Source organism: Exiguobacterium sp. s50 (genome assembly GCF_018618175.1).
GTDB classification, from domain to species: Bacteria; Bacillota; Bacilli; order Exiguobacteriales; family Exiguobacteriaceae; genus Exiguobacterium; species Exiguobacterium chiriqhucha.
Map to the genome: position 1 here is coordinate 389,600 of NZ_JACSLP010000002.1, position 23,601 is coordinate 413,200.

Sequence of the window (23,601 nt, forward strand, 5' to 3'; positions counted from 1 at the left end):
TTGAAAATCGTTTATCGGTGGGAGTGATAAAGAGACACTGAGGAGGGATCACATGCTTTGGGAAACTGTTGAACCGATCATCAATCGATTAGAGGACGACCATACATCGGAGGACTGGCAGGAGCTGTTCGCCAAGTGGGACGGTCATCATTGGCACGACGGGGAAGGTGTGAGCGAAAAGACGAGCGTGCTCATGATGGACGCGAACGCCGTCACGAAGGATGGGAGTCCGGACTTGGACGCGCTCCATGACCTGTTGAAGGAACACGTCCAGGCGTCGATCAGCGACTTATATCTTGTCTCGCTGTTCCCATATCCGGCCAAGCCGACCGATACGGCCATCAATCCGCGCATCCGGTTATATGAGGATCTCGGACGCTTCAAGCACGAGTTCGAGCTCATGTACGATACCGAGCCCGACGTCTATAACGAGTTACAGTTCAATCTGCTCGAGGAGACGGACGCCTTCATCGAGCGGCTCGCTCAAGGCGCGACGAAGCTGCGCGTCCACGTCCAGTCGTTCCGCGGCATGCCGGAAGAGAGCATCCAACGCGTCATCGAACTGTGGAACGCGGTGCTCCATCACTATAAACCGCATGGACAATTGATTCTCGCTTATGAAGGAGACGTCCAAGCACTGGGCTCATACGTCAGCGTCGCCGATGCGATTTGTCACTTCGATCTTGCGTCGCACACGATGCTGGCCTTCGCGCAAGGAGATGCCAAGAAGTTGTCCGACTGGGCGAATCGAATCGAGGCGCCAGGAGAAGGAAAGACGTACTTCAACTTCTTGTCGATCCACGAACGCGACCCGTTCGAGAAGAACTTGATCGATCCGAGCGTCGACATGATTCTCGCGGCTCACAGCATCTTGTTCTCGCTCCAAGGCATACCGACCGTTGATTACCGGACGCTACTCGGTGTCCAGACACCGGTTGACCATGACGCGTTGATTCAAGAGCTGAAGACCGATCCGTATCGCTTGCAGGTATTCTCTGGCATCATCAGCCAATTGAACGTCAAACGGACACGCTCGGCGTTCTCACCTTACGCCGAGCAGCGCATCGACACGTCCGACAAACGCGTCTTCACGGTCGAACGGAAGAGTGAAGGAGAGACACTCATGTTGTATACGAACGTCAGTAATGAGCCGGTGACCGTGCGGACGAGCGGGATGAATCTGTTCACAGGTGAGCCGGTCGAGACGATTGACCTCGATGCGTATGGGTTTGTTTGGGTGAAATCTGAATAGGACTTTTGATTCAAATTTAAATTGTGTGATTTAGGTGTATTGACTCATGATTCATTTGGTAGGAGAATGGATATAGAAGGAATTTCCATGACAAAATCCTACATACACCTAAGGAGCGAATTCCGATGAATCAGTCACTATTCATGCATTTCTTAAGCCTTACGTTCCATTCATTTTCGTATTGGATGTTCGCGACGTTGTTCATCGCATTAGCGGGCTTCGTATTTTTCTATATGTGGGACCGTGAGTTTGCAATCGAGCACCGGACGATTTGGCGCAAGTTTTACTACTTGATGTTCGCAGCGTTCGTCTTGTTCGGATTAATCGTCGGCGAGTTCACGTTCGACGCAGCGTGGGCACTCGCTGGCATCGCCATCGTGATCGCCGTTCTCGACTTCGGAGTGCTCGTCACACCGGGTAAAGAACCAGAAATCATTGAAGTCGACATGACAAAACCCCTTACCGAAGAACAGTGATGTTCTTCGGTAAGGGGTTTTTCTTATGTCCGGTAACCATTCGGATTTTTCGATTGCCAGTTCCAAGCGTCGCGGCACATGGCACGGACGTCGTGTTTCACTTCCCAGCCGAGCACACGTTTCGACTTCGATGGGTCAGCAAAGCACATGGCGATGTCGCCCGGACGGCGTGGGGTCACTTGGTATGGAACAGCTTTTCCACTCTCGGTCTCGAATGCATGGACGAGGTCGAGGACACTATAGCCAGTCCCAGTCCCTAAGTTGAAGGCCTCGGCACCGGTGTGGTCCATGACGTATTCGAGCGCCTTCAAGTGACCCTCGGCCAAGTCGACGACGTGGATATAGTCACGAACGCCAGTCCCGTCTGGTGTGTCGTAATCGTCACCGAACACGCTCAATTCGTTCAAGCGACCGACGGCGACTTGCGTGATGTATGGCATCAAGTTGTTCGGGATATCGAACGGGTCTTCACCGATTTGCCCCGACTCATGGGCACCGATCGGGTTGAAGTAACGTAGGAGTGCGATACTCCATGATGGGTCGGCAACGGCGAGGTCGCGCATGATGTCTTCAATCATCAGTTTTGTCCGACCGTACGGATTCGTCGCGCTGAGCGGGAACGACTCGTCGATCGGTGTCCGTTCCGGCATGCCGTACACGGTCGCCGACGAGCTGAAGACGATTCGTTTCACGTCGAACGCGTTCATCACTTCGAGGAGGACGGTCGTGCCGACGACGTTGTTTTCATAGTAGCGGAGCGGCTCTGATACCGACTCGCCGACGGCTTTCAGCCCGGCGAAGTGGATGACGGCGTCAATCGTATGTGTCAAAAAGATTTGTTCGAGCAGTTCGCGGTCGAGGATGTCGCCGAGATAGAACGTGACCGATTTCCCGGTCAGTGCTTCGACGCGATCGAGCGCCTCGCGGCGGCTATTCGATAAGTTGTCCAGAACGATGACGTCGTGATCGGTTTCAAGCAACTGTAAGACAGTATGGGTACCGATATAACCGGCACCGCCTGTGACAAGAATCGTGTTCATATGAATGTCCCCTTCCAAAATTCCTCTATCGATTACTTCTCAGTTAAGCGCACCCGGGTCTGTCCGTTTGTGCCTTCAAATAAGCGGAGTGAATACGTCTCACTCTCGTAAACTACTGCATCGTCCGTCTCGAGGACGGGTTCGCCGAGCGGACCGAATGCTTCGCGTGTCGTTTGTGTGTTCGTCCAATCAATGGCGTGTACTTTGTCGTCTTGAATGACGAAGAACCCGCCGTTATAGAACGCATAGGCGTTCAACGCGTCCGTCTCACGACCGTAAGGCGCGCCGATCGTCTCCGTGAGTGCCGCTTCGTTCATAGCAAAGAAGTCAGGAATCGATTCGCCAAGCCAATCGTTGTTCAAGTTCGTGTTCACCCAGTCGAGTAGGGCGCTATCGGTCAAGTCGCGTGTCGGCCAGTCGGTCGTGACCGAATCGAGCGGAACCCATGCTGTCGTCCCATCCAAATTTACTTCAACATGTTCATCTTGTTCCTTTAAAATCTCGTAGCGGTCGCCGATATCTCCTATATAGGTGACCGTCGTGCCGTTTGGCTCTGAAACGAGATTAACGTTTTTCAAGGCGAGCCAAACGTAGTTTGTCTCCGGCTCTTGAACGACCGGTTCAGGATCCGGCTTCGGTGTTTCCTCGACGACTTTGGCTTCTTGTTTTGGTTCCAACAAGTCCATTACATATGGATACCCGATATAGCCGCCCCCTATGAGTAAAGCGAGGAGGAAAAGGACACCGATCCATTTGCCGGATTTCCGGAGAGGACGGGCTGGTTCGATTGTTCGTTGATATTTGGCTCGTTCCGCACGTGAGGGAACTGGAATTTCAGGGGTATAACGCGGTTTTGCGGCTGTGGCTCGTTCTTCCTGTTTTGGAGTTTCAACTACGGTTGGTTCAGGAGCGGGTACCGATGCCTTGTCTACAATCGGTGTTCCCTTGACGACTGTCTTGTCAATTGATGCAGATTGAGATACCGTCGCTTCTTTGTTCAACACATCCTCATGCATCTCGAGTAAAGACACATAGTATGGAAGAAACGTGGCATCTTTCTTCCCCTCTTTAATCCAAGCAGCGAAGTCTGACGCCGATTTTTCTTCGGTTGGGAGCGATGACTCCGTCGTGCCAGTCAATTCTTCGAAGGACACGGTCAACGATTTTCCGTCCCCTAAATTTTGTTTAATGGTATCTTGCAGTTTTGTACGTGTTGCCGCATTCGTGTCTGCGTACAACTGGAGTAGGCGCTCACTAACGTGCACTATTGTCTCCTCCTTTTGTTAAGTTCTTCCTAACAAAGTTTATCAGATTTACATACCAAAAAACCCAAATTTTAAAAAATGGGTCATCAACTATGAGGATTTTTGCTATAATGTTTTGGTATTGGCATTGTTAAATATTATCTGCGGAATTTTTCCAGTAGTGATTTTAGAGAACAGAGGAGAGAAAACACGAATATGAAAGAAGAAACGATTTCGCTTGGAGAATTGTTCTCCATTTTAAAACGAAGCAAATGGCTCATCGCAAGTTTAGCAATCATTGCGGCGCTTATGGCTTTTTTAGTTAGTTCGTTTGTGATCAGTCCGACGTACGAAGCGTCAACACAGGTTTTAGTTGCTCCAAAGCAGGTTGAAAATATGCCTTTGGACAATAGTCAAATTCAATCGTCAGTGACACTCGTTAATACGTATCGTGTCATCATTCAAAGCCCAGCCATTTTAGAGCAGGTTCAAGAGAATGTGGTTGGCGCACCTGACAACATTAGTGGTTTGATCACAGTCAATAGTGAGCAAAATTCCCAGGTCATCAATATTAAAGTCCAGCATACAAACCCTGTTCTAGCGACTGATATCGCTAACGAAATCAGTGATGTGTTCTCAAAAGAAGTTCCAGAACTGATGAGTGTGGATAACGTCAAGGTCCTTTCAAACGCGTCTGTCCCGATGTTCCCAGTGAAACCTAACATCTTATTAAACACAGCAATCGCCACAGTTCTTGGTTTAATGATTGGAGTTGCCATCGCATTCCTTAAAGTGGTATTGGACCGTCGTATTAAAACAGAGCAAGACGTTGAAAATATTTTAGAACTCCCTGTTCTTGGGTCGATTCCAGTAATTGATAAAGTCGAAATGCGTCAACAACGTCAAGCTAACGTGAAAGGTGAAAAAGTCCATGTTTAAATTCGGGAAAAAGAAACATAAGCACATCCAATATGACAAAACAGGGCGTGAGTTAATCACTCTTCTAAAACCAAAATCGCCAATTTCGGAACAATACCGGACAATTCGAACGAATTTAGAGTTTACGGCTGTCGATGACGACCTACAAACGATGGTCATCACTTCTGCTTCTTCAGGTGAAGGCAAATCGACCACTTCTTCAAACCTTGCCGTCGTCTATGCCCAGCAAGGAAAACGTGTTTTACTCGTTGACTGTGACATGCGCCGTCCCACGGCTCACTTTACATTCCGTCTTTCTAACGGGATTGGTCTTTCAACAGTGTTGGCTAAGAAGACGACCGTCGAAAAAGCGACGCACTCGACTCAAGTCGAAAATTTAGATTTAATTGCTGCCGGACCAATACCACCGAACCCGTCAGAGCTGTTGTCTTCGAAAATGATGGACCGCGTGTTAGAAGAACTAAAATCAAATTATGACATCATCATTTTAGATGCACCTCCAATGATGCAAGTGGCGGATACACGTCTCTTAGCCCGTAAAGTTGATGGGGTTGTCCTCGTGGTTGGCTGTGACAAATCAGATCGCCAAATGGTCGTCAAAGCAAAAGAACAGTTGACGCTCGCAGAAGCGCATATCCTCGGCGTCGTGTTGAACAAACGTGAACCACAAGGCAGCGACGACTACTATTACTATTACGCATACGAATAAAAGGAGAGCGTGCCATGATTGATATCCATTGTCACTTATTGCCGGCCGTTGATGACGGTCCGGAAACAGTCGAACAAGCGGTCGAGATGGCGAAACATGCCGTAAGTGAAGGGGTGACCGCAATCGTGGTCACCCCCCACGCGTTTCACCCGCAGTTTGACACAAGCCAGCTCGATGTAGCAAATGCTGTCACGAGATTACAAAATGTTTTGCGGCAAGAAGGCATCGACCTCGATTTATACACTGGTCAAGAAATCCGAATCTTTGGAGACCTTGCTGAATCATTAGAACAAGGCAAAGCCTTATCGCTTGCTGGTTCACGTTATGTGCTTGTTGAATTCCCTAGCGACTCAGTCCCTGCATATGCTGAACAATTATTCTTCGGGCTTCAAACAGAAGGCTACACGCCAGTTATCGCTCATCCTGAGCGTAATAAAGAGTTCGCAACCAACCCAAAGCGGTTGATGGACTTCGTCTCGTCTGGTGCGCTTTCACAGATCACGACGAGTAGTTTGACTGGAGAGTTCGGTCAGAACGTGAAGGATCTTGCATTCGCTTTCCTTCGTAACGGCCTTAGTCATTTGATCGCATCAGATGCACATAGTACAGGGCGCAGAACATTTTATTGGACAAAAGTTGAAAAGGTTGTTTGCGAGGAGCTTGGTCGAGACAAGTGGGAGAGTTACTTAGTCAATGCAGAAGCAATTATGAAGGATGAATTTGTATTCATCGATCCTCCAACATTGCCGACTAAAAACTGGCGAGGGAAATGGAAAAAATAATTCACTTATTATCAAAGACTAATTATTGACAATTTATCTAAAAATATGATTCATTTGTCGACAACTGTCGAACGATTTTAGGTTTATTTTACTCCTCGTATGTTTTTATATTAGGTCTAAAGTGATACCCTTAATTTATAATTTTGAAAGGATGTAAGTTACATCCTTTTTTCTATTAATCAGACAGATAATATATATTTATCCATAAAGGAGTGAGGTACATGACAGTAAAACGTGTTAAAAAAGCAGTCATTCCAGCAGCTGGTTTAGGTACACGTTTTTTACCGGCCACAAAAGCAATGCCGAAAGAAATGTTACCAATTGTTGATAAACCAACTATTCAATACATTATCGAAGAGGCCGTAGAATCTGGAATTGAAGATATCTTGATTGTGACAGGTAAGGGGAAGCGAGCTATTGAAGATCATTTCGATTCGGTTCCAGAGTTAGAGCAAACCTTGATTGAAAAAGGTAAATCTGAATTTTTGAAACTCGTTGAAGAGACGACTAATATCAACATTCATTTTATTCGTCAGTCAAAACCTATGGGTCTTGGCCACGCTGTGCTTCAAGCGAAAGCATTTGTTGGAGACGAGCCATTTATCGTTATGCTTGGGGATGATATTGTGCAAGCAGAAACTCCATGTACTAAACAGTTGATTGAACAATACAACAAGACTGAGAGCTCAATCATCGGTGTGCAGCCGGTGTCTCGCGAAGTGACACACCGTTATGGAATCGTTGATCCTCAAGTATCGCTTGAAGGTGGATTACATAAAGTAGAGTCGTTTGTTGAGAAACCAGCTCCAGGAACAGAACCTTCGAACTTGGCGATTCTCGGTCGTTACTTGTTCACCCCACAAATTTTTAAATTTTTAGAGACGCAAGTGCCTGGTGCGGGTGGCGAAATCCAGTTGACAGATGCAATCACTCGCTTAAATGAAGAAGAGCGTGTGTACGCTTACGAATTCAATGGCAAACGCTATGATGTTGGAGAAAAGTTAGGGTTTATTCAAACAACACTTGAGTTTGCACTGAAGCGAGACGATCTCCGAGAAGATGTATTAAAAATGATGACAGAACTGATGGAAGAACATTCTTCTTTGAATCCAGTGAAATAAGGAGGAAAACAGATGTCGATTCCTGAGTTAAGTCGAAAATCATTTCGAACAAGTGTACTAGTGGTTCTTGATATTATGGCTATTTTATCTTCAATGTTCGTCACGTACTTCTTTTTATATCCAATTGAATTTATTGAAAATGTGGATCGCAATCATTTTGTAGAATCTGCCTTGCTATACAGTGTGCTATTTATCGTGATGGCTGGGATTAGTCGCCTTTATCGAGTCGCATGGCGTTTTGCGAGCATGTCAGAAGCAATTCGTCTAGCTGTGACTCTTATCATGAGTACGTTGACTTTGTATGCCCTCCAATTTGCTGTTTATGGAGAAGCAATGGAAAGAATGCTATTCCTTAGTTTTTGTTTATCACTTCTACTCTTAGGTGGCATTCGTTTAGGTTCACGGATTTATGTGACGTGGAAACAGGATCGTCGCTTAATCCTAGGTGGAAGAAAGATGAAGCGTCGTAAATCTGAAAAGCGGACATTGATCGTGGGCGCCGGTCAAGCTGGCCGGATGCTCGTCCGCCAAATTAATCAATCAGATAATCACCGTATGAATCCAGTGGGATTCATTGATGATAATCGTCATCTTCAAAATCTTACTGTGAATGGTGTCAGGGTATTGGGGACCCTTGAACAATTAGAAAATGTTGTCGAGAGTCATGCGATTGATAAAATTGTGTTTGCTATTCCATCTATGAATTATCAGGACCGACTTGCCATTATCAAACGGGCAAAAGCACTTTGCACAAATGTTCATACGTTGCCGATGATTGAAGAGGTAGCAGCTGGAAAAGTCGCAGTCAATCAAATGCGTCAAGTATCAATTGATGACTTGCTAGGCCGGGAACCGGTTGAACTTGATATTTCAGGAATTCAATCAGAGGTGGAAGGCAAGACAGTCCTCGTTACAGGTGCAGGGGGATCAATCGGATCAGAAATTTGCCGCCAAATTTTAAAATTTAGTCCAAATCGCCTTCTCCTATTAGGTCACGGAGAGAATAGCATTTATTTAATAGAACGTGAACTCCGTGAGTTGAATCTAGAAGTTGACTTGATTCCAGTTATTGCCGATGTACAGGATGTAGAACGGTTACGTGAAGTTTTCATGAAGCACTCTCCGCATCTAGTATTCCATGCAGCAGCGCATAAACATGTCCCTTTAATGGAAGCAAATCCGCATGAAGCAGTAAAGAATAACATCTACGGCACGAGAAATGTCGCGGAAATGGCAAATGAGTTTGGTGCTAATCGATTTGTCATGATTTCAACGGATAAAGCCGTTAATCCGACGAACGTTATGGGATCAACAAAACGTATCGCTGAAATGGTCGTTCAAAACTTGGCGAAGAGCAGTCAAACAAAATATGCAATCGTCCGTTTTGGGAATGTTTTAGGGAGTCGGGGTTCTGTTATTCCGTTGTTCAAAACGCAAATTGAAAAAGGCGGCCCGGTGACCGTGACACATCCTGACATGACGCGTTACTTTATGACAATTCCTGAAGCGAGTCGTTTGGTTATTCAAGCTGGAACCCTTGCGGACGGTGGGGAAGTTTTCGTTCTTGATATGGGTGAGCCTGTGAAAATTATTGATCTTGCCCGCAATATGATTAAATTGAGCGGATTTACTGAAAATCAAATTGCGATTGAGTTTAGTGGAATTCGACCTGGAGAAAAGATGTTCGAAGAGTTGTTGAAAGAAGGAGAAGTTCATCCTGAGGCAGTCTATCCGAAAATTTTCACAGGTATCGTTACCGAAGAATCGGACTTGGAAGGTAAACTTTCAAGAATGAACGAGTTAAAGACGAGTGAAGCGCTCGGTCTATATCTCGTCAACTGGGCAAATGATTGTCTCGATTCGGTTAAGCACGATCAACTAAAAGAAACAGTCTAAATTATGGAGTGTGAATAATGAAGTATAGTGAACACAAACAAAAAATAGATTTTGTTATTGCTTTAATTGGTTTGATTTTTATGTCCCCTTTGTTTGTAGGGATTATGATTGCGATTAAACTAGAGTCAAAAGGGCCGGTGTTTTTTAAACAAAAACGTGTCGGACTTCATCGATCACACTTCCACATTTTGAAGTTTCGCACGATGCGAATCGATGCCCCGAAAGACATGCCAACACACCTATTAACAGATCCAGACCGATACATTACGAAAACCGGTAAGTTTCTTCGTAAAACTAGTCTTGATGAGTTGCCGCAAATTATCAATATTTTAAAAGGTGAGATGGCTATTATTGGTCCGCGTCCAGCTCTTTGGAATCAATACGACTTGATTGAAGAGCGTGAAAAATATAATGCTAATGATATTCTTCCAGGACTAACAGGATGGGCACAAATTAATGGTAGAGATGAACTACCCATAGAGATTAAAGCAAAATTAGATGGGTATTATATTCGTAATTTATCACTTTGGATGGACATTCGATGTTTCATACGTACTATTTTTAGTGTAGTAAAAAGCGAAGGGGTTTTAGAGGGTGGTACGGGAAAAATGCTAAAAGAAATTGCTCCTACAAAGGAAACTGAAAAGTGAAAAAAATTTTAGTGACAGGTGAAAATAGTTACATTGGGAATTTATTCATAAAATTTATAGAAGAGTATCAATATCTTGATTATCAAGTTGATAAGATTAGTCTGAAAAATAATATGTGGAGAACTCGAACATTTAATGAATACGATGTAGTTATTCATTTAGCTGGAATAGTTCATTTACCATCAGCACCGAGTTTTCTTTATTACAAAATCAATCGAGATTTAACTTTAGATTTTGCAAAAAAAGTAAAAAATGACGGAGTACCACATTTTATATTTTTTAGTTCATTAAGCGTTTATGGGCTTGACAGTGGTTTAATTAATAAGGAAACAAAAACGAAACCTAAAAATGATTATGGAAAATCGAAACTAGAAGCAGAATACGAACTGTCAAAACTAGAAGATTGTAATTTCACTTTATCCATCGTAAGGCCTCCGATAGTTTATGGTCCCAGATGCCCAGGTAATTTTTCAAAACTAATAAAACTGTTTGGAAAGTTGCCAATTTTCTTTAACTTAAAGAATGAGAGAAGCATGATATTTATTGATAATTTATTTCACTATCTTTTAATTTTAATTAAAAATAAAATTCCTGGAATTATAGTTCCTCAAAACAGTAAATACATTGCTACAGTTTCAATTTACAAAGAGTTTAAACAACAGAATAAAGAGAAATTTGTTCTTGTTCCTATATATTTCCCGAAGAAAGTATTGAATAAAATTCCAGTTGTAAAAAAAGTATTTGGTGATTTAAAAGTGGACAAGAGCCTTTCTGTTTTGCCAATTAAGTTTGAAGAAACGCCATTTGAAAAATCGATTTCACTTTCAATAGAAGAGAAACGCGCAAAAGTAAAAAAAAATACAAATTTATAAATGATATTGTTTTCTTAAAAGGAGAAGTAACGGTGAAACAAAATAAAGCCTTGGTTAGCATAATCATGCCAGCATATAATTGCGAAAAATATATCCAAGATGCAATAGATTCTGTAGTTAAACAAAGTTATCAAGAATGGGAACTATTGGTTCTTGATGATGGATCTAGTGATAAAACTCTTGAAATAGTTCAGAAAATCGAGATGACAGATAGACGGATTATCTCTTTACCAAATATCAAAAATCTAGGAGTGTCAGCCACAAGAAATAAAGGAATTGAAAAAGCTTCTGGCGAGTGGATAGCCTTTCTAGATAGTGACGATATGTGGGAACCTTCTAAACTACAAAAACAAATTGATCTGGCAATCAAAAATACCGGTGAATTTATATTTACGGGTTCGTCTTATATTAATCAAGAAGGTACAAAGCTAAACGGCATATTTCAAGTTCCTGATATTGTAACTTATAAAAGTTTATTAAACCAGAACGTAATATCTTGTTCTTCCGTAATGGTAAAAAAACGCTTGTTTGAAAATGTCAAAATGGAAAAAGATGACTTACATGAAGATTATGCTGTTTGGTTGAAAATTCTTAATAAAAATGTTGCTGCTTATGGCATAAATGAACCTTTATTAATCTATAGACTCGCACTAAATTCAAAGTCTGGAAATAAAATAAAAAGTATTAAAATGACTTATAATGTTTTTAGATTTATAGGTTTAAAACCGCTTGAGTCATTATATTTCACCACGAAACATTTAGTAGGAGCAGTAATAAAATACAAAAAAATTTTACTGAAATAAAGAAGGGAAAGGGGAGCTAAACTTTTGGATGTGCTATTTCTAGGTGGCTTTTTCGATAATAAAATGGAGAATGATATTTTAAAAAAAACAAAAGGATCGGTTCAATATGCCGCAAATAAATTCCAATGGAATTTAATAGATGGATTACTAGAGGATGCACATTTAAATTTATTTGCTTTATCTGCTCCGTTTATAGGTGCATACCCTCGGCAATATAATGATATTTTTTTTGAGGAAGATACCTTAGATTATAGAGGCAAGTTAAAATGTGATTATGTTCAATTTAATAATCTATGGGGTTATAGAAACATTTCAAGACAAAAACAATTAAAAAATAAAATTAAAGTCTTTGCAGAAACTAGTTCGCATGACAAAGTGATTATAGTCTATTCGCCTCATACCCCCTTGTTACAAGCTGCTGTTTATGCCAAGAAAGCAGATCCATCTATTCACATTTGTCTTGTGGTACCAGACTTGCCTCAATATATGAATTTAAGTAATGACCGTTCTCTAATTTATGATATTTTGAAAAAAATAGATATTAAGACATTAAACAAGATTATGTCTTATGTAGACTCCTTTGTACTACTTACTTCTCAAATGAAGGAGATTTTGAAAGTAAATGATCGGCCATATGTTGTGGTAGAAGGACTTGTATCAAAAAATAACGTATTTCAATATGATAATATTGGTAGCACACTCGCTGAGAATAATCGTAAAGATAAAAAAAGCGTTGTATATACCGGAACCTTGAATGAAAAATTTGGGGTGATTAATCTTGTGAATGCTTTTATTAGATTAGACATGAAAGATGTGGAATTAATAATTTGTGGTACTGGAGATGCTGTAAAAACTATCAAAGATTATTCAGTGCAAGATGACAGGATTATATATATGGGTCAAACTTCAAATACAGTCGCAACTGAAATTCAAAAAAATGCTACTGTCCTAGTAAATCCAAGGCAAAATAACGAAGAATTCACTAAGTACTCATTCCCGTCAAAAAATATGGAATATTTATTGAGTGGGAATCCTTTGATTGCTTATAAACTTGATGGGATTCCAGATGAATACGATCCTTACATACATTATGTAGAAAATGATAGTATTGAAGCATTTACTAACGAATTGTCTAAAGTATTGAATTTACCAGAGCATGAAAGGAAAGAAAAGGGTGAAAGAGCACAACGATTTGTTCTAGAGAATAAAAATAATATTGTTGTTTCTGAAAAAATTACAAATATGATTATAAAAAGTAGAGGTATATAAAAAATGTTTAAAGATAAAGTGTTATTAATTACAGGTGGTACAGGATCTTTTGGAAATGCAGTGATGGAGCGTTTCTTGGAGACGGACATTAAAGAAATCCGAATATTTTCTCGGGATGAAAAAAAACAAGAGGACATGCGTAAAAAATATCAGCACAGCAAATTGAAGTTCTATATCGGAGATGTCAGAGATCAAAATAGCGTTAAAAACTCAATGTATGGTGTCGATTATGTTTTTCATGCTGCAGCGCTAAAACAAGTTCCATCTTGTGAGTTTTTTCCGTTAGAGGCAGTAAAAACGAATGTATTAGGAACTGAAAATGTTTTAAATGCTGCTATTGAACTCGGTGTTAATAAAGTGATTTGTCTTTCTACCGATAAAGCTGCTTATCCAATAAATGCCATGGGGATTTCGAAGGCTATGATGGAGAAAGTATTTGTTGCAAAGGCTAGAACAATTGATTCGACTCAAACATTGATTTGTGGTACTCGTTATGGAAATGTAATGGCTTCTCGCGGTTCAGTAATTCCTTTGTTTATTGAACAGATTAAGAATGGAGAAATGTTAACAGTAACTGATCCAAATATGACTCGATTTTTAATGAGTTTGGAAGAGGCTGTTGAATTAGTAGTATTCGCATTTAATAATGCTCAAGCTGGCGATATCATGGTTCAAAAATCACCAGCTTCAACAGTCGGAGACTTAGCAATTGCTTTAAAAGAACTTTTTGAAGCAGATAACGAAATCAAAGTAATTGGGACTCGTCACGGAGAAAAGTCTTTTGAAACACTATTAACTCGAGAAGAACATATTGTGGCTGAAGATATGGGGAACTTCTATCGAGTTCCTGCGGATACTCGTGATTTAAACTACGATAAATACTTTAGTGAGGGCGATCAGCAATTAACTCAAGAAAATGAATATAACTCGAATAATACAGAAAGACTATCGATTGAACAAATTAAAGAACGATTACTTACTCTTGATTTTGTCAAAAATGAGCTTGAAAAGCGAGTGAAAGCATGAGAATTCTAGTAACGGGAGCAAACGGATTTGTTGGAAGAAATCTCGTGGCTGAATTAAAGAATAAAGGTTATACAAACTTGTTGTTGTGTGATCGTAATACGACAGAGAGTGAGTTAGAAAAATATACTCAAGAAGCAGAATTTGTTTTTCATTTAGCTGGTGTAAATCGACCAAAACATGAGTCTGAATATAAAAAGGGGAATACGGAATTTACTGAAAAGTTACTCGAATTACTTTCACAAAGTTCTAGCCCTCCACCCGTAATGTTTTCTTCGTCCACTCAAGCTGCACTATCTAATTCGTACGGAGAAAGTAAAAAAAATGCAGAAACATTAGTGCAATCTTACGGGAAAGATAATAATGTAAGAGTCATACTTTACCGTTTACCTAATTTATTTGGAAAATGGTGTAAACCAAACTATAACAGTGTAGTAGCAACGTACTGTCATAATATCTCTCGAGGTTTACCTGTCTGGGTTGAAAATCCTGAAACGCAGCTAACTTTAGCGTACATCGATGATGTAGTTCGGGAATTAATAAATCAATTAAATCCTGACAGTTTTAATAGCGAGATTTATTATGAAGTCAATCCTGTTCATAAAATTACTTTAGGGAAGCTCGTGAAGCTATTAAACTCATTTTATGAATCAAGAAGCGAACTTTCAATTGCCGAATTAAATAATGAGTTAATAAAGAAATTATATAGTACTTATTTAAGTTATTTACCAGAACATCAATTTGCATATGAATTGACTATGAATAAAGATGATCGCGGGTCATTTACCGAGTTTATTCGGACACCGGATAGAGGGCAAATATCAGTCAATATTTCTAGACCTGGAATCACGAAAGGAAATCATTGGCATCATACGAAAAATGAAAAATTTCTTGTTGTAAGTGGGAAAGGGGTAATTAGACTTAGGAAGATTGATTCAGATGAAGTTATTGAATACTTCGTAAGCGATAAAAAACTTGTGGTTGTCGATATTCCCGTAGGATATACCCATAACATTGAGAATCTAGGGGATTCGGATATGGTAACTATTATGTGGGTAAATGAACCCTTTGATTCTATAAATCCTGATACATACTATATGGAGGTTTAAAATATAAATGAAGAAGAAACTAAAGGTTATGACTATTGTTGGTACACGACCAGAAATAATTCGATTATCTGCAACAATTAATCGCCTTGAAGAATCAGAAGCTATTGAACACGTTTTAGTCCATACAGGACAAAACTATGATTACGAACTAAACGAAGTTTTTTTTGAGGATTTCAATCTAAAAAAACCAGATTATTTTTTAAACGCCGCTAATGGAACGGCAATAGAAACGGTTGGACACATTTTAATCTCAATCGATCCAATTTTTAGGAATGAAAAACCGGATGCAGTTCTTATCTTAGGAGATACAAATAGTTGTTTATGTGCAATCGCGGCAAAGAAACACAAAATCCCTATATTTCATATGGAAGCAGGAAACCGATGCTTTGACCAGCGTGTACCAGAGGAAACTAATAGGAAAATTGTAGATCATATTTCTGATATCAATTTAACATACAGCGATATTGCCAGAGAGTATCTCTTGAAAGAAGGTTTGCCAGCAGCACAAATTATAAAAACAGGTAGTCCAATGTATGAAGTCCTTAACTCTAGAGCCGCAGATATTGAAAAATCAAATGTGCTTGAAAAGCTAGGCTTACACAAAGAAAAATATTTTATTGTATCTGCTCATAGAGATGAGAATATCAATTCTACTCAAAACTTTAATGACCTAGTAGAAAGTTTAAACACGATAGCAGAAAAATACAATATTCCCTTAATTTTGAGTACGCACCCGCGTACAATGAAGATGATTGAGACCAACCAAGTTAAATTTAATTCGTTGATAAAGATTATGAAACCACTTGGGTTTAATGATTACGTTAAGCTTCAGAAACATGCAAAAGTAGTAATTAGTGATAGCGGTACGATTAGTGAAGAGTCATCCATTCTTGGTTTTAGAGCATTAAATATAAGGCAGGCTCATGAACGTCCCGAAGCAATGGAAGAGACTTCTGTAATGATGGTAGGTTTGAAACAAGAAAGAATAATGCAGGCACTTAAAGTTTTAGAGTCTCAAAATGAAGATACATTAAGAACTGTGGCTGATTATAGTATGCCAAACGTTTCCGAAAAAGTTCTCAGAATAATTTTATCTTATACAGACTATATAAATAGAGTTGTTTGGCGTGAATACGAAAAATAATAAGAAAAAGGTACGTTAATCATGGTTCATTTTGTCTTTTTAATTGTGTTGGTTTTTACAATTCCTATGTTAAACAAAAAGTACCCATTTCTTTTCTTCTCTTTTGTAATATTATTTTTATTTATGGCTCTCAGATATGATTATGGAAATGATTATATGGGGTATTTCAATATTCATTTTCAAATTCAAACAGGTCTTCCTTCCTGGGGAGCAAATGACTATTTGTACTATACTCTAAACAATTTAGTGCCTAATTTTTCTATGTTGATTGCTATAATTAGTCTGTTTTATTTATGTGTTGTGTGGTATCTGATAAAACAAAATCTAAAATTTAATCAATATTGGATAGCTATGCTGATATTATTAATAAACCCTTACTTATTTTTAATTCATTTGTCCTCTTTGAGACAAACATTAGCAATTTGTTTCTTCATAATTGCTGTTAAATTTGCTATCGAAAGAAAATGGTTTATGTATTTAGTTCTTGTAATAATAGCTATTGGAATGCATGCAAGCGCGATTGTTTTATTACCTTTATATTTTCTATTAACAGATAAACCTTTTAAGACAAAAGACTCACTTTTTACTATTATTATTGTAGGAATTTTGTTATTTACGTCATTCTTCGATCAAGCTGTAAGTGAATTATTAAAATATTTTCCTAGTCACTATGAATATTATTTTAATGAACGGACACAGAATAGTTTGCGAGCGACCTTGCTTTCATCTGTCTTTTTCTTGATGATTTTATTGAATTTGAAAAAATTAAAGGGTAAAGAAATTATCTACGGTAAACTATCATTGATTGCGACTATTATGTCAATTCTTGCTTTTAAAATTTCAATGATGAATAGATTTGGTATGTATTTCGATATTTTTTTGATAATAACTTTGCCACATATTTTTACTGTGATTAAAAATAGGTATGCCAAGATTGCGTTATTTATGTTAATAATAACCATTTATCTTTTAAGATATTACTCGTTTTTCAGTAATCCTTTATGGGAAAGTTTTAAAGACTATAAAACAATTTTGTGAAAGTGGTTAATTAAATGAAAATATTATGGGTTATTAATATTCCGCTGCCAGAGGCAAGTGAAATAATTGGGGAAAAATCTTTGCCATATGGTGGTTGGTTAGTGAATGCATCTAATGAACTTTCAAAAAATAAAGACATAGAGTTAACTATATCTTATCCAAGTCAATCACATAGTGAGTTTAAAGAATTGAAAGGAAAAAGAATAACGTATTATCCTTTTTCTCCTGCGAAAAAAATTTTTCATAATAAAAATAATGAGATCAAATATTTCGAATTATTATTAGACAAAATAAAACCTGATATAGTTCATGTTTACGGAACAGAGATGAATCATTCTTTAGCAATGATAAAGGCTTGTACCAACTTAGGTATTAAGAATGTGGTTTCTATACAAGGACTAGTCTCAGTTATTGAAAAACATATGTATGCGAACCTTCCATTCAAAGCTATTTATGGTATGACATTGAGAAATTTGATTTTTAAAGATAGTGTCTATGGACTTAGAAAAAAATTTAAACAAAGAGGTCACAGTGAGGTTGAGGGAATAAAAATTGCAAAAAATATAATTGGGAGAACAACGTGGGATAAAGCTTGTGTACAACAAATTAGCCCAGGATCAAAGTATTTCTTTTGTAATGAAACACTAAGAGAAGAATTTTACAAACATTTGTGGGACATTAATGACTGCGAGAGGTATTCAATATTCTTAAGTCAAGGTCAGTACTCCATTAAAGGTTTACATCACATGTTAGAAGCGATGCCTCTTATTATAAAAAAATTTCCCGATACCAAACTTTATGTGGGAGGAAAAAATATAACTGACACTAATAGTTTAAAATCAAGAATTAGTCTAACTTATTACGGAAAATATATAAAAAGATTAATAGAGAAATATAATTTACAAAAAAATGTTGTTTTTACTGGACTATTGAACGAAAAAAAAATGTGTAATCATTTCCTAAATTCTCACGTGTTTGTATGTCCTTCTTCTATCGAGAACAGTCCAAATTCTCTCGGTGAAGCAATGCTTCTGGGGGTACCGTGTGTAGCATCAAATGTTGGAGGTATAACTGATATGATGACCCACAATAAAGAAGGTTATATCTACCAACCTGATGCTTCTTATATGTTAGCTCACTATGTTTGTGAGATATTTGAAAATGACGATTTAGCAACAGAGTTTTCTTCAAAGTCGAGATTACGAGCATTAAGTACTCATAATAAGTTAGATAATTTAAATGAATTAATGTCTATTTACAGGAACATAAATTTGGAGACCGAGATAAAGTGAGTAATAACTCTTTGGCTTATAAATTATCGAAATACTTTCGGACAAATAATCAAGCAAGTAGAGTTTTAAAGAACTCAGGATGGTTAGTAGGCGATAAGGTTTTTACCATGATTATCGGAGTATTTGTAACTGCCTTAATTGCAAGACACTTTGGACCGGAAGGTTTTGGACAATACAATTATGTAATAGCATTTGTGACATTATTTACAGCACTTTCTACGCTAGGACTCGAAACGTTAACAGTAAAATCATTAATAGAAAAAAAATATGATGAAGGAACAATTTTAGGGACAAGTCTTATTTTAAGATTTCTTGGTGGGATACTACTCACTATATTTTCAGGGATAGTGATTAGAATTTTAGAGCCAGAAAATAATTATATACATGTTCTAGTGTTAATTGTTTCATTTTCAATGGTGATTAAGTCCTTAGAAGTAATTGAATATTGGATACAAGCACATCAGAACGCAAAAATTTCTTCATTAATTAGGATGTGTGCTTATCTTATATCTGCTGGAATGAAGATATTATTAGTTGTAATGGATGGTGGGGTATTCCATTACACACTCATTTATACAGTAGACTCTTTGATTGTAGGTTTAGGATTACTAATGGCATATCGTAAATACCGAATTTACAAATCAAAGTGGTCAGTCAGCATTGATTACTCAAAAGAAATTTTATCCCAGAGCTGGCCATTAATATTGTCTGGATTAATGATTACTTTATATATGAAAATAGATCAAGTAATGCTTGGGATAATGATGAATTCTAAATCAGAGGTTGGAGTTTATTCAGCTGCCACACAAGTTGCTAGCATGTGGTATTTCGTACCAATGGCTATCATAGTATCATTTAAACCCGTAATTATGAAAAAGAAGACAGAAAACGAAGCAAGTTATTTAAGTACGATTCAATTACTTTATACAATTATAATTTGGATAAGTATATGTTTTGGCACTATAATTATATTTAGCTCAAATTTTATTATCAATATCTTATTTGGTTCAGAGTACTTAGAGGCTGCTAATATATTATCTATAAGCGTTTGGGCTGGCACTTTTGCTATGATTGGCACTGCTTCTTCAATATGGTTGGTCTGTGAGTCTTTGCATAAATATAATCTGGTTTTTGTATTTAGCGGTGCAATTGCGAACGTTATATTAAACTTAATTATGATTCCTATACTCGGAGGATATGGAGCCGCAATAGCTACTCTTTCAAGTCAAATTTTAACAAATGTTGTAACGCCTATTTTTTTTAAAAAGATAAGAGTCAATATGATACTAATTTATAAAGCTTTTACTCTTTCGATTTTGAAGAATTTGTTTATAAAAAAGTAAAGTATATTCAAGAAGAAATAATTGATTTTCTTAGGAGGATAACAATGAAAGTAAGAAAAAAGGTATTGATGTATAATCCTGCAATTAGTAGTTTGAATATGGGAGATCACATTATTGGTGATGGAGCTTACAATCAGCTTCAAAATTTATTGGAAGAAGCATTTGTTGTAGATGTTTCTACTCACTTACCTGTATCAAGATATTTAAGACACACTGAGGATTTTAATTATAAATTTGTTTGTGGAAGTAACTTGATTCGTGGAAAAATGAACAGGTTATTCAGACAATGGGATATTAATTTATTGAATTCAAATTTAGTGGGTCCTTGTATTTTAGTTGGTGTTGGATGGTGGCAATATGGTGATGAACCTAACATATACACTAAAAAATTGTACCAAAAAGTATTATCAAAAGATTATATCCACTCAGTTAGAGATGCTTACACTGAACAACAATTTAAAAAAATGGGTATTCATAACGTAATCAATACCTCTTGTCCAACTATGTGGAATTTAACGAAAAATCATTGTGAAGAGATACCTGTAAAAAAATCTAAAAATGTAATTTGCACAATTACTGACTATAATAAAGATCATAAAAGGGACTCTGAATTATTTGAAATTCTGTTTCAAAATTATGATAATGTATATTTTTGGATTCAAGGTACTCAAGATTATGAATACTTTCAGGAATTAAAGATTGATCACTCCAAAGTTATAATTGTTAATCCAAATCTGAAGTCCTATGATGAGGTTTTGAAGCAAGATATTGATTATGTTGGTACAAGGCTTCATGCAGGTGTAAGGGCGTTACAGAATAAAAAAAGAACAATTATTATTGGAATTGACAATAGAGCTATTGAAAAACAAAAAGATTTTAACTTAACTTGTATATCGAGAGAAAACTTAGATCTTTTAAAAGAAAAAATTAATAGCACATTTGCTACTCAAATTAATATTCCGATTGAAAACATTAATAAATGGAAATCCCAATTTGATTAAAGAAAGAGGTGATTGGATTGAGGAAAGCAAACATAGACGTTGCAGTTGCTTTGATATTTTTTGTAAGACCGGATACACTGGAACAAGTTTTCAATAAAATCCGAGAAGCTAGGCCATCAAAATTATTTCTTATCCAAGATGGTGCAAGAGATAATAATATTAATGATGAGAAACTGATACAGGAATGTCGAAATATAGTTTCGAACGTCGACTGGGAGTGCGAAGTCTATAGAAATTATTCTGACATTAATTTGGGATGTGGCGAAAGACCTCATACAGGAATTTCATGGGTATTTGAGCATGTTGATAAAGCAATTATTTTAGAAGATGATTGTGTACCAGCTGAATCCTTTTTTGAATTTTGTAAAATAATGTTAGATAAATATGAAACTGATAATCGAATAGGTATTATTAGTGGTCTAAATCATTTCAGTGAATATGATTTCGGAAATAATTCGTATGGATTCGTAAAGTCCGGATCTATATGGGGTTGGGCTACTTGGAAGGATAGATGGCAAGAATACGATTTTACAATGCAAAAATTCAACAATGAATACTTAAAGAAATCGTTAATAGATGATATTACGCCACAGTTCGCAGCCCGAAAAAGAGTTAATACCTGGAAAAACGCTTATAATGATATTAAAAATGATCGCAAAGTTTCGTATTGGGATTATCAATGGGGTTTTGTCAGACATCTCAACTCTTGGTTATCAATCGTTCCGAAATACAACCAAATCACTAATATTGGTATTGGTCTTGGGTCTACTCATTCTGGCAATAACATCGAGTTATTGCCTAACAAGACTAGAGGATTTTTTTTCAAAGATACTAAACTATTAGAATTCCCTTTAGTTGATCCTAATTTTGTGATAGCAGATAGGAATTATGACAAGCGGTACTATTCTATAATCTATCCGAATTTCATGCTTAAAACTATTAACAGAATAAAGCGTATTATAAAAATTCAATTTATTAAATTTAAATCAAAATAATTTATGTGTATTATGCTCCAATTTTTTAGATTAACAATGGAAAACTGTCGACACTAGACTGTCTGCAGTTTTTTTGTTTACTGTATCGATTTCCTATAGATTTTTTGTTTGATTGATGAAACGATTAACAACCCTTATTCTCGATATTTACTGCTTTGGAGATAGATTGATTACGGCCACGAGTTTTTACCGCCTCTGACATTTTATTTACCACCAAATGCCATGTTCGGTACCACTCAGTGACATATATCGACCATCATGTGACTCAAAGTCCGTTGGACAAGGGATTGCGGCATTGTGAGCCGTCGATTGCGGACGACTGAGCCACCTAGTGCGAAGAAAAGAGCCATCACTTGGATGGCTCGGACGTCAGCGTGCTGATATGCCATGGCGTTCCCTCATCGATATTTCACCGTCGATCATAATTTGATAAGAGTCATGGATGATCCGGTCGAGGATTGCCTCTGCGATGGTCTCGTTTCCTAATCGAAGATGCCATCCGCTCGGGTCAATCTGCGAACAGTAGATGGTGGAGACGGTCTTATGGCGCGACTCGGAAATCTCGAGGAGGATCGTCGCCTCGTCAGTAGTCAAGTGTAGACGTCAAGTTGATTTTGACACTTTTTGCTCGTTTGCCTTTTACACTTCTGCCGAAAACAATGATTTCCGGTTCCTCATCCGGTGACTGTCGTCATCACTATGTATGATTTCGACGCGATGGAGTAAGCGGTCCAATATCGCAGTCGTGATGCCCTGGTCCCCGATCAATTCGCCCCATTGGTCGGGGCTTTTGTTCGAGGTCAGGATGATCGAGCTGCGCTCATAAAGGTGGTTGACGAGATGGAAGAAGAGATTGGCTTCTCGTTGGTCCATGGCCATATACATCAGGTCATCGATGATGACCAGGTCCGAATCTCGCAACCTTTTCAACTGGACCTTCGACTTGCTTGAGAACTCTTCACTTTTTAACAGTTGGACGAGTTCGCCCATCGTGACGAAGTATACCTTGAACCCGTGGTTGACCGCCTCGATTCCCAGTCCCACAGCCAAAAACGTCTTTCCGACGCCCGGAGGGCCCAAGAGGATCAGGTTGTACTGTTGTTCGAGCCAATTTAGCTGTTTCAATTGCTTCAGCTGTCGGGCGGTTAGTGCGGTCTGTTCCTCTAAATTGAACTCCGAGAGGGATTTGAAGAACGGGAATCGGGCCCACTTTATTCGTCTCTCCAAACTTTTAGCGTCTCGTTTGGCGCGTTCATGGTTCGTGATGGCACTCAGAAATTCGATATACGTCCAGGAGGCCATTTCGGCCTCTCTCAAAATCTGTGGGAGGGCGTCAGCCGTCTCGGCGAGACGAAGCTGCCGAAAGTCCTGTTGTAACTCGGAAACGCTTTGACTCATTTTGTCGCCACCCCTTTCAGGATGTCGGTGTAGGCTTGGAGTGACCTCGTTGCGACCTGTATCCCGGATTTCTTCGGACGTTCGGTATCGGGTTTTGAATCACACCCATCGTCCGCTGTGTAATGCAAAATAGGAGTGCAGAAGTGTGCAACGGAAACGTACACAACTCTGCACTCCTATTTTAGAAAAGAAAAAGGACTTGCCA

Annotated in this window: 22 protein-coding genes and 1 pseudogene; 19 read left to right on the top strand and 4 right to left on the bottom strand. The window is 38.5% G+C overall.

Features of this window, described 5'->3' with window-relative positions; genetic code table 11:
* Positions 1-52 precede the first annotated feature (52 nt).
* A complete protein-coding gene (locus tag KNP68_RS04395; RefSeq protein ID WP_214798819.1) occupies positions 53-1,252 on the top strand; it encodes an alpha-amylase family glycosyl hydrolase in 1,200 nt (399 codons plus the stop codon).
* Between the two features lie 125 nt (positions 1,253-1,377).
* Positions 1,378-1,728 (top strand): hypothetical protein, encoded by a 351-nt coding sequence (locus tag KNP68_RS04400; RefSeq protein ID WP_214798822.1) that lies wholly within the window; start codon positions 1,378-1,380, stop codon positions 1,726-1,728.
* Between the two features lie 23 nt (positions 1,729-1,751).
* On the opposite strand, the gene galE is transcribed toward KNP68_RS04400, so the two are convergent.
* Complete coding sequence (galE, locus tag KNP68_RS04405) at positions 1,752-2,768, bottom strand: UDP-glucose 4-epimerase GalE (protein WP_214798824.1); 1,017 nt, start codon at positions 2,766-2,768, stop codon at positions 1,752-1,754.
* A gap of 32 nt (positions 2,769-2,800) precedes the next feature.
* Positions 2,801-4,033, bottom strand: a complete 1,233-nt coding sequence (locus tag KNP68_RS04410) for a flagellar basal body-associated FliL family protein (protein WP_214798826.1) — start codon at positions 4,031-4,033, stop codon at positions 2,801-2,803.
* A 195-nt stretch (positions 4,034-4,228) separates the two neighbouring features.
* On the opposite strand from KNP68_RS04410, the gene KNP68_RS04415 reads away from it, so the two are divergent.
* The 17 genes from KNP68_RS04415 (at position 4,229) to KNP68_RS04495 (ending at position 21,998) form a co-directional block, all read left to right on the top strand.
* Positions 4,229-4,951 carry a YveK family protein gene (locus KNP68_RS04415; protein WP_214798829.1) on the top strand — a complete coding sequence of 241 codons (723 nt, stop codon included), beginning with the start codon at positions 4,229-4,231 and terminating at the stop codon, positions 4,949-4,951.
* Positions 4,944-5,660 (top strand): CpsD/CapB family tyrosine-protein kinase, encoded by a 717-nt coding sequence (locus tag KNP68_RS04420; protein WP_214798832.1) that lies wholly within the window; start codon positions 4,944-4,946, stop codon positions 5,658-5,660. Before KNP68_RS04415 ends, KNP68_RS04420 begins: the two co-directional genes overlap by 8 nt.
* A gap of 14 nt (positions 5,661-5,674) precedes the next feature.
* Positions 5,675-6,442 (top strand): tyrosine-protein phosphatase, encoded by a 768-nt coding sequence (locus KNP68_RS04425; RefSeq protein WP_214798835.1) that lies wholly within the window; start codon positions 5,675-5,677, stop codon positions 6,440-6,442.
* A gap of 221 nt (positions 6,443-6,663) precedes the next feature.
* Positions 6,664-7,563: a UTP--glucose-1-phosphate uridylyltransferase GalU gene (gene galU, locus KNP68_RS04430; RefSeq protein ID WP_214798838.1), complete on the top strand. Its 900-nt coding sequence runs from the start codon at positions 6,664-6,666 to the stop codon at positions 7,561-7,563.
* Between the two features lie 12 nt (positions 7,564-7,575).
* Positions 7,576-9,459 carry a polysaccharide biosynthesis protein gene (locus KNP68_RS04435; protein ID WP_214798841.1) on the top strand — a complete coding sequence of 628 codons (1,884 nt, stop codon included), beginning with the start codon at positions 7,576-7,578 and terminating at the stop codon, positions 9,457-9,459.
* A gap of 17 nt (positions 9,460-9,476) precedes the next feature.
* Entirely contained in the window at positions 9,477-10,109 is a 633-nt protein-coding gene (locus KNP68_RS04440; RefSeq protein ID WP_214798844.1) for a sugar transferase, read from the top strand.
* Positions 10,106-10,981, top strand: a complete 876-nt coding sequence (locus KNP68_RS04445; RefSeq protein ID WP_214798847.1) for an NAD-dependent epimerase/dehydratase family protein — start codon at positions 10,106-10,108, stop codon at positions 10,979-10,981. The genes KNP68_RS04440 and KNP68_RS04445 overlap by 4 nt, the downstream gene beginning before the upstream one ends.
* 32 nt (positions 10,982-11,013) lie before the next feature.
* Entirely contained in the window at positions 11,014-11,784 is a 771-nt protein-coding gene (locus KNP68_RS04450) for a glycosyltransferase family 2 protein (protein ID WP_371819326.1), read from the top strand.
* A 30-nt stretch (positions 11,785-11,814) separates the two neighbouring features.
* Complete coding sequence (locus tag KNP68_RS04455) at positions 11,815-13,053, top strand: glycosyltransferase (protein WP_371819327.1); 1,239 nt, start codon at positions 11,815-11,817, stop codon at positions 13,051-13,053.
* A 3-nt stretch (positions 13,054-13,056) separates the two neighbouring features.
* Entirely contained in the window at positions 13,057-14,079 is a 1,023-nt protein-coding gene (locus tag KNP68_RS04460) for a polysaccharide biosynthesis protein (protein WP_214798853.1), read from the top strand.
* The gene (locus KNP68_RS04465) at positions 14,076-15,185 is read left to right on the top strand and encodes a polysaccharide biosynthesis C-terminal domain-containing protein (protein ID WP_214798856.1); all 1,110 of its coding nucleotides are present in this window, start codon (positions 14,076-14,078) and stop codon (positions 15,183-15,185) included. Before KNP68_RS04460 ends, KNP68_RS04465 begins: the two co-directional genes overlap by 4 nt.
* Positions 15,186-15,192: 7 nt before the next feature.
* A complete protein-coding gene (wecB, locus tag KNP68_RS04470) occupies positions 15,193-16,329 on the top strand; it encodes a non-hydrolyzing UDP-N-acetylglucosamine 2-epimerase (protein ID WP_251131452.1) in 1,137 nt (378 codons plus the stop codon).
* A gap of 21 nt (positions 16,330-16,350) precedes the next feature.
* On the top strand, positions 16,351-17,367 hold the full coding sequence (locus KNP68_RS04475; protein WP_214798859.1) for an EpsG family protein: 1,017 nt from the start codon (positions 16,351-16,353) through the stop codon (positions 17,365-17,367).
* Between the two features lie 14 nt (positions 17,368-17,381).
* Positions 17,382-18,659 carry a glycosyltransferase family 4 protein gene (locus KNP68_RS04480; protein WP_214798862.1) on the top strand — a complete coding sequence of 426 codons (1,278 nt, stop codon included), beginning with the start codon at positions 17,382-17,384 and terminating at the stop codon, positions 18,657-18,659.
* Positions 18,660-18,670: 11 nt separating this feature from the next.
* The gene (locus KNP68_RS04485) at positions 18,671-20,002 is read left to right on the top strand and encodes a flippase (RefSeq protein ID WP_251131453.1); all 1,332 of its coding nucleotides are present in this window, start codon (positions 18,671-18,673) and stop codon (positions 20,000-20,002) included.
* Between the two features lie 44 nt (positions 20,003-20,046).
* Positions 20,047-21,003, top strand: coding sequence for a polysaccharide pyruvyl transferase family protein (locus KNP68_RS04490; RefSeq protein WP_214798864.1), 957 nt, complete (start codon positions 20,047-20,049; stop codon positions 21,001-21,003).
* Between the two features lie 17 nt (positions 21,004-21,020).
* Positions 21,021-21,998, top strand: coding sequence for a hypothetical protein (locus tag KNP68_RS04495; protein ID WP_214798867.1), 978 nt, complete (start codon positions 21,021-21,023; stop codon positions 21,996-21,998).
* 369 nt (positions 21,999-22,367) lie between these two features.
* Here KNP68_RS04495 and KNP68_RS04500 read toward each other — a convergent pair.
* Both KNP68_RS04500 and istB read right to left on the bottom strand, forming a co-directional pair.
* Positions 22,368-22,592, bottom strand: a pseudogene (locus KNP68_RS04500) (ATP-binding protein); the annotation flags it as partial.
* A gap of 45 nt (positions 22,593-22,637) precedes the next feature.
* On the bottom strand, positions 22,638-23,396 hold the full coding sequence (istB, locus tag KNP68_RS04505; protein ID WP_214798870.1) for an IS21-like element helper ATPase IstB: 759 nt from the start codon (positions 23,394-23,396) through the stop codon (positions 22,638-22,640).
* Positions 23,397-23,601 lie beyond the last annotated feature (205 nt).

What these genes read in the sequence shown, in the direction of transcription:
- KNP68_RS04400 (WP_214798822.1), top strand. Translation starts at nt 1,378, where the DNA reads ATGAATCAGTCACTATTCATGCATTTCTTAAGCCTTACGTTCCATTCA.
- wecB (WP_251131452.1), top strand. Translation starts at nt 15,193, where the DNA reads ATGAAGAAGAAACTAAAGGTTATGACTATTGTTGGTACACGACCAGAA.
- KNP68_RS04460 (WP_214798853.1), top strand. Translation starts at nt 13,057, where the DNA reads ATGTTTAAAGATAAAGTGTTATTAATTACAGGTGGTACAGGATCTTTT.
- istB (WP_214798870.1), bottom strand. Translation starts at nt 23,396, where the DNA reads ATGAGTCAAAGCGTTTCCGAGTTACAACAGGACTTTCGGCAGCTTCGT.
- galE (WP_214798824.1), bottom strand. Translation starts at nt 2,768, where the DNA reads ATGAACACGATTCTTGTCACAGGCGGTGCCGGTTATATCGGTACCCAT.
- KNP68_RS04420 (WP_214798832.1), top strand. Translation starts at nt 4,944, where the DNA reads ATGTTTAAATTCGGGAAAAAGAAACATAAGCACATCCAATATGACAAA.
- KNP68_RS04475 (WP_214798859.1), top strand. Translation starts at nt 16,351, where the DNA reads ATGGTTCATTTTGTCTTTTTAATTGTGTTGGTTTTTACAATTCCTATG.
- KNP68_RS04440 (WP_214798844.1), top strand. Translation starts at nt 9,477, where the DNA reads ATGAAGTATAGTGAACACAAACAAAAAATAGATTTTGTTATTGCTTTA.
- KNP68_RS04415 (WP_214798829.1), top strand. Translation starts at nt 4,229, where the DNA reads ATGAAAGAAGAAACGATTTCGCTTGGAGAATTGTTCTCCATTTTAAAA.
- KNP68_RS04480 (WP_214798862.1), top strand. Translation starts at nt 17,382, where the DNA reads ATGAAAATATTATGGGTTATTAATATTCCGCTGCCAGAGGCAAGTGAA.
- KNP68_RS04465 (WP_214798856.1), top strand. Translation starts at nt 14,076, where the DNA reads ATGAGAATTCTAGTAACGGGAGCAAACGGATTTGTTGGAAGAAATCTC.
- KNP68_RS04435 (WP_214798841.1), top strand. Translation starts at nt 7,576, where the DNA reads ATGTCGATTCCTGAGTTAAGTCGAAAATCATTTCGAACAAGTGTACTA.
- KNP68_RS04425 (WP_214798835.1), top strand. Translation starts at nt 5,675, where the DNA reads ATGATTGATATCCATTGTCACTTATTGCCGGCCGTTGATGACGGTCCG.
- KNP68_RS04490 (WP_214798864.1), top strand. Translation starts at nt 20,047, where the DNA reads ATGAAAGTAAGAAAAAAGGTATTGATGTATAATCCTGCAATTAGTAGT.
- galU (WP_214798838.1), top strand. Translation starts at nt 6,664, where the DNA reads ATGACAGTAAAACGTGTTAAAAAAGCAGTCATTCCAGCAGCTGGTTTA.
- KNP68_RS04395 (WP_214798819.1), top strand. Translation starts at nt 53, where the DNA reads ATGCTTTGGGAAACTGTTGAACCGATCATCAATCGATTAGAGGACGAC.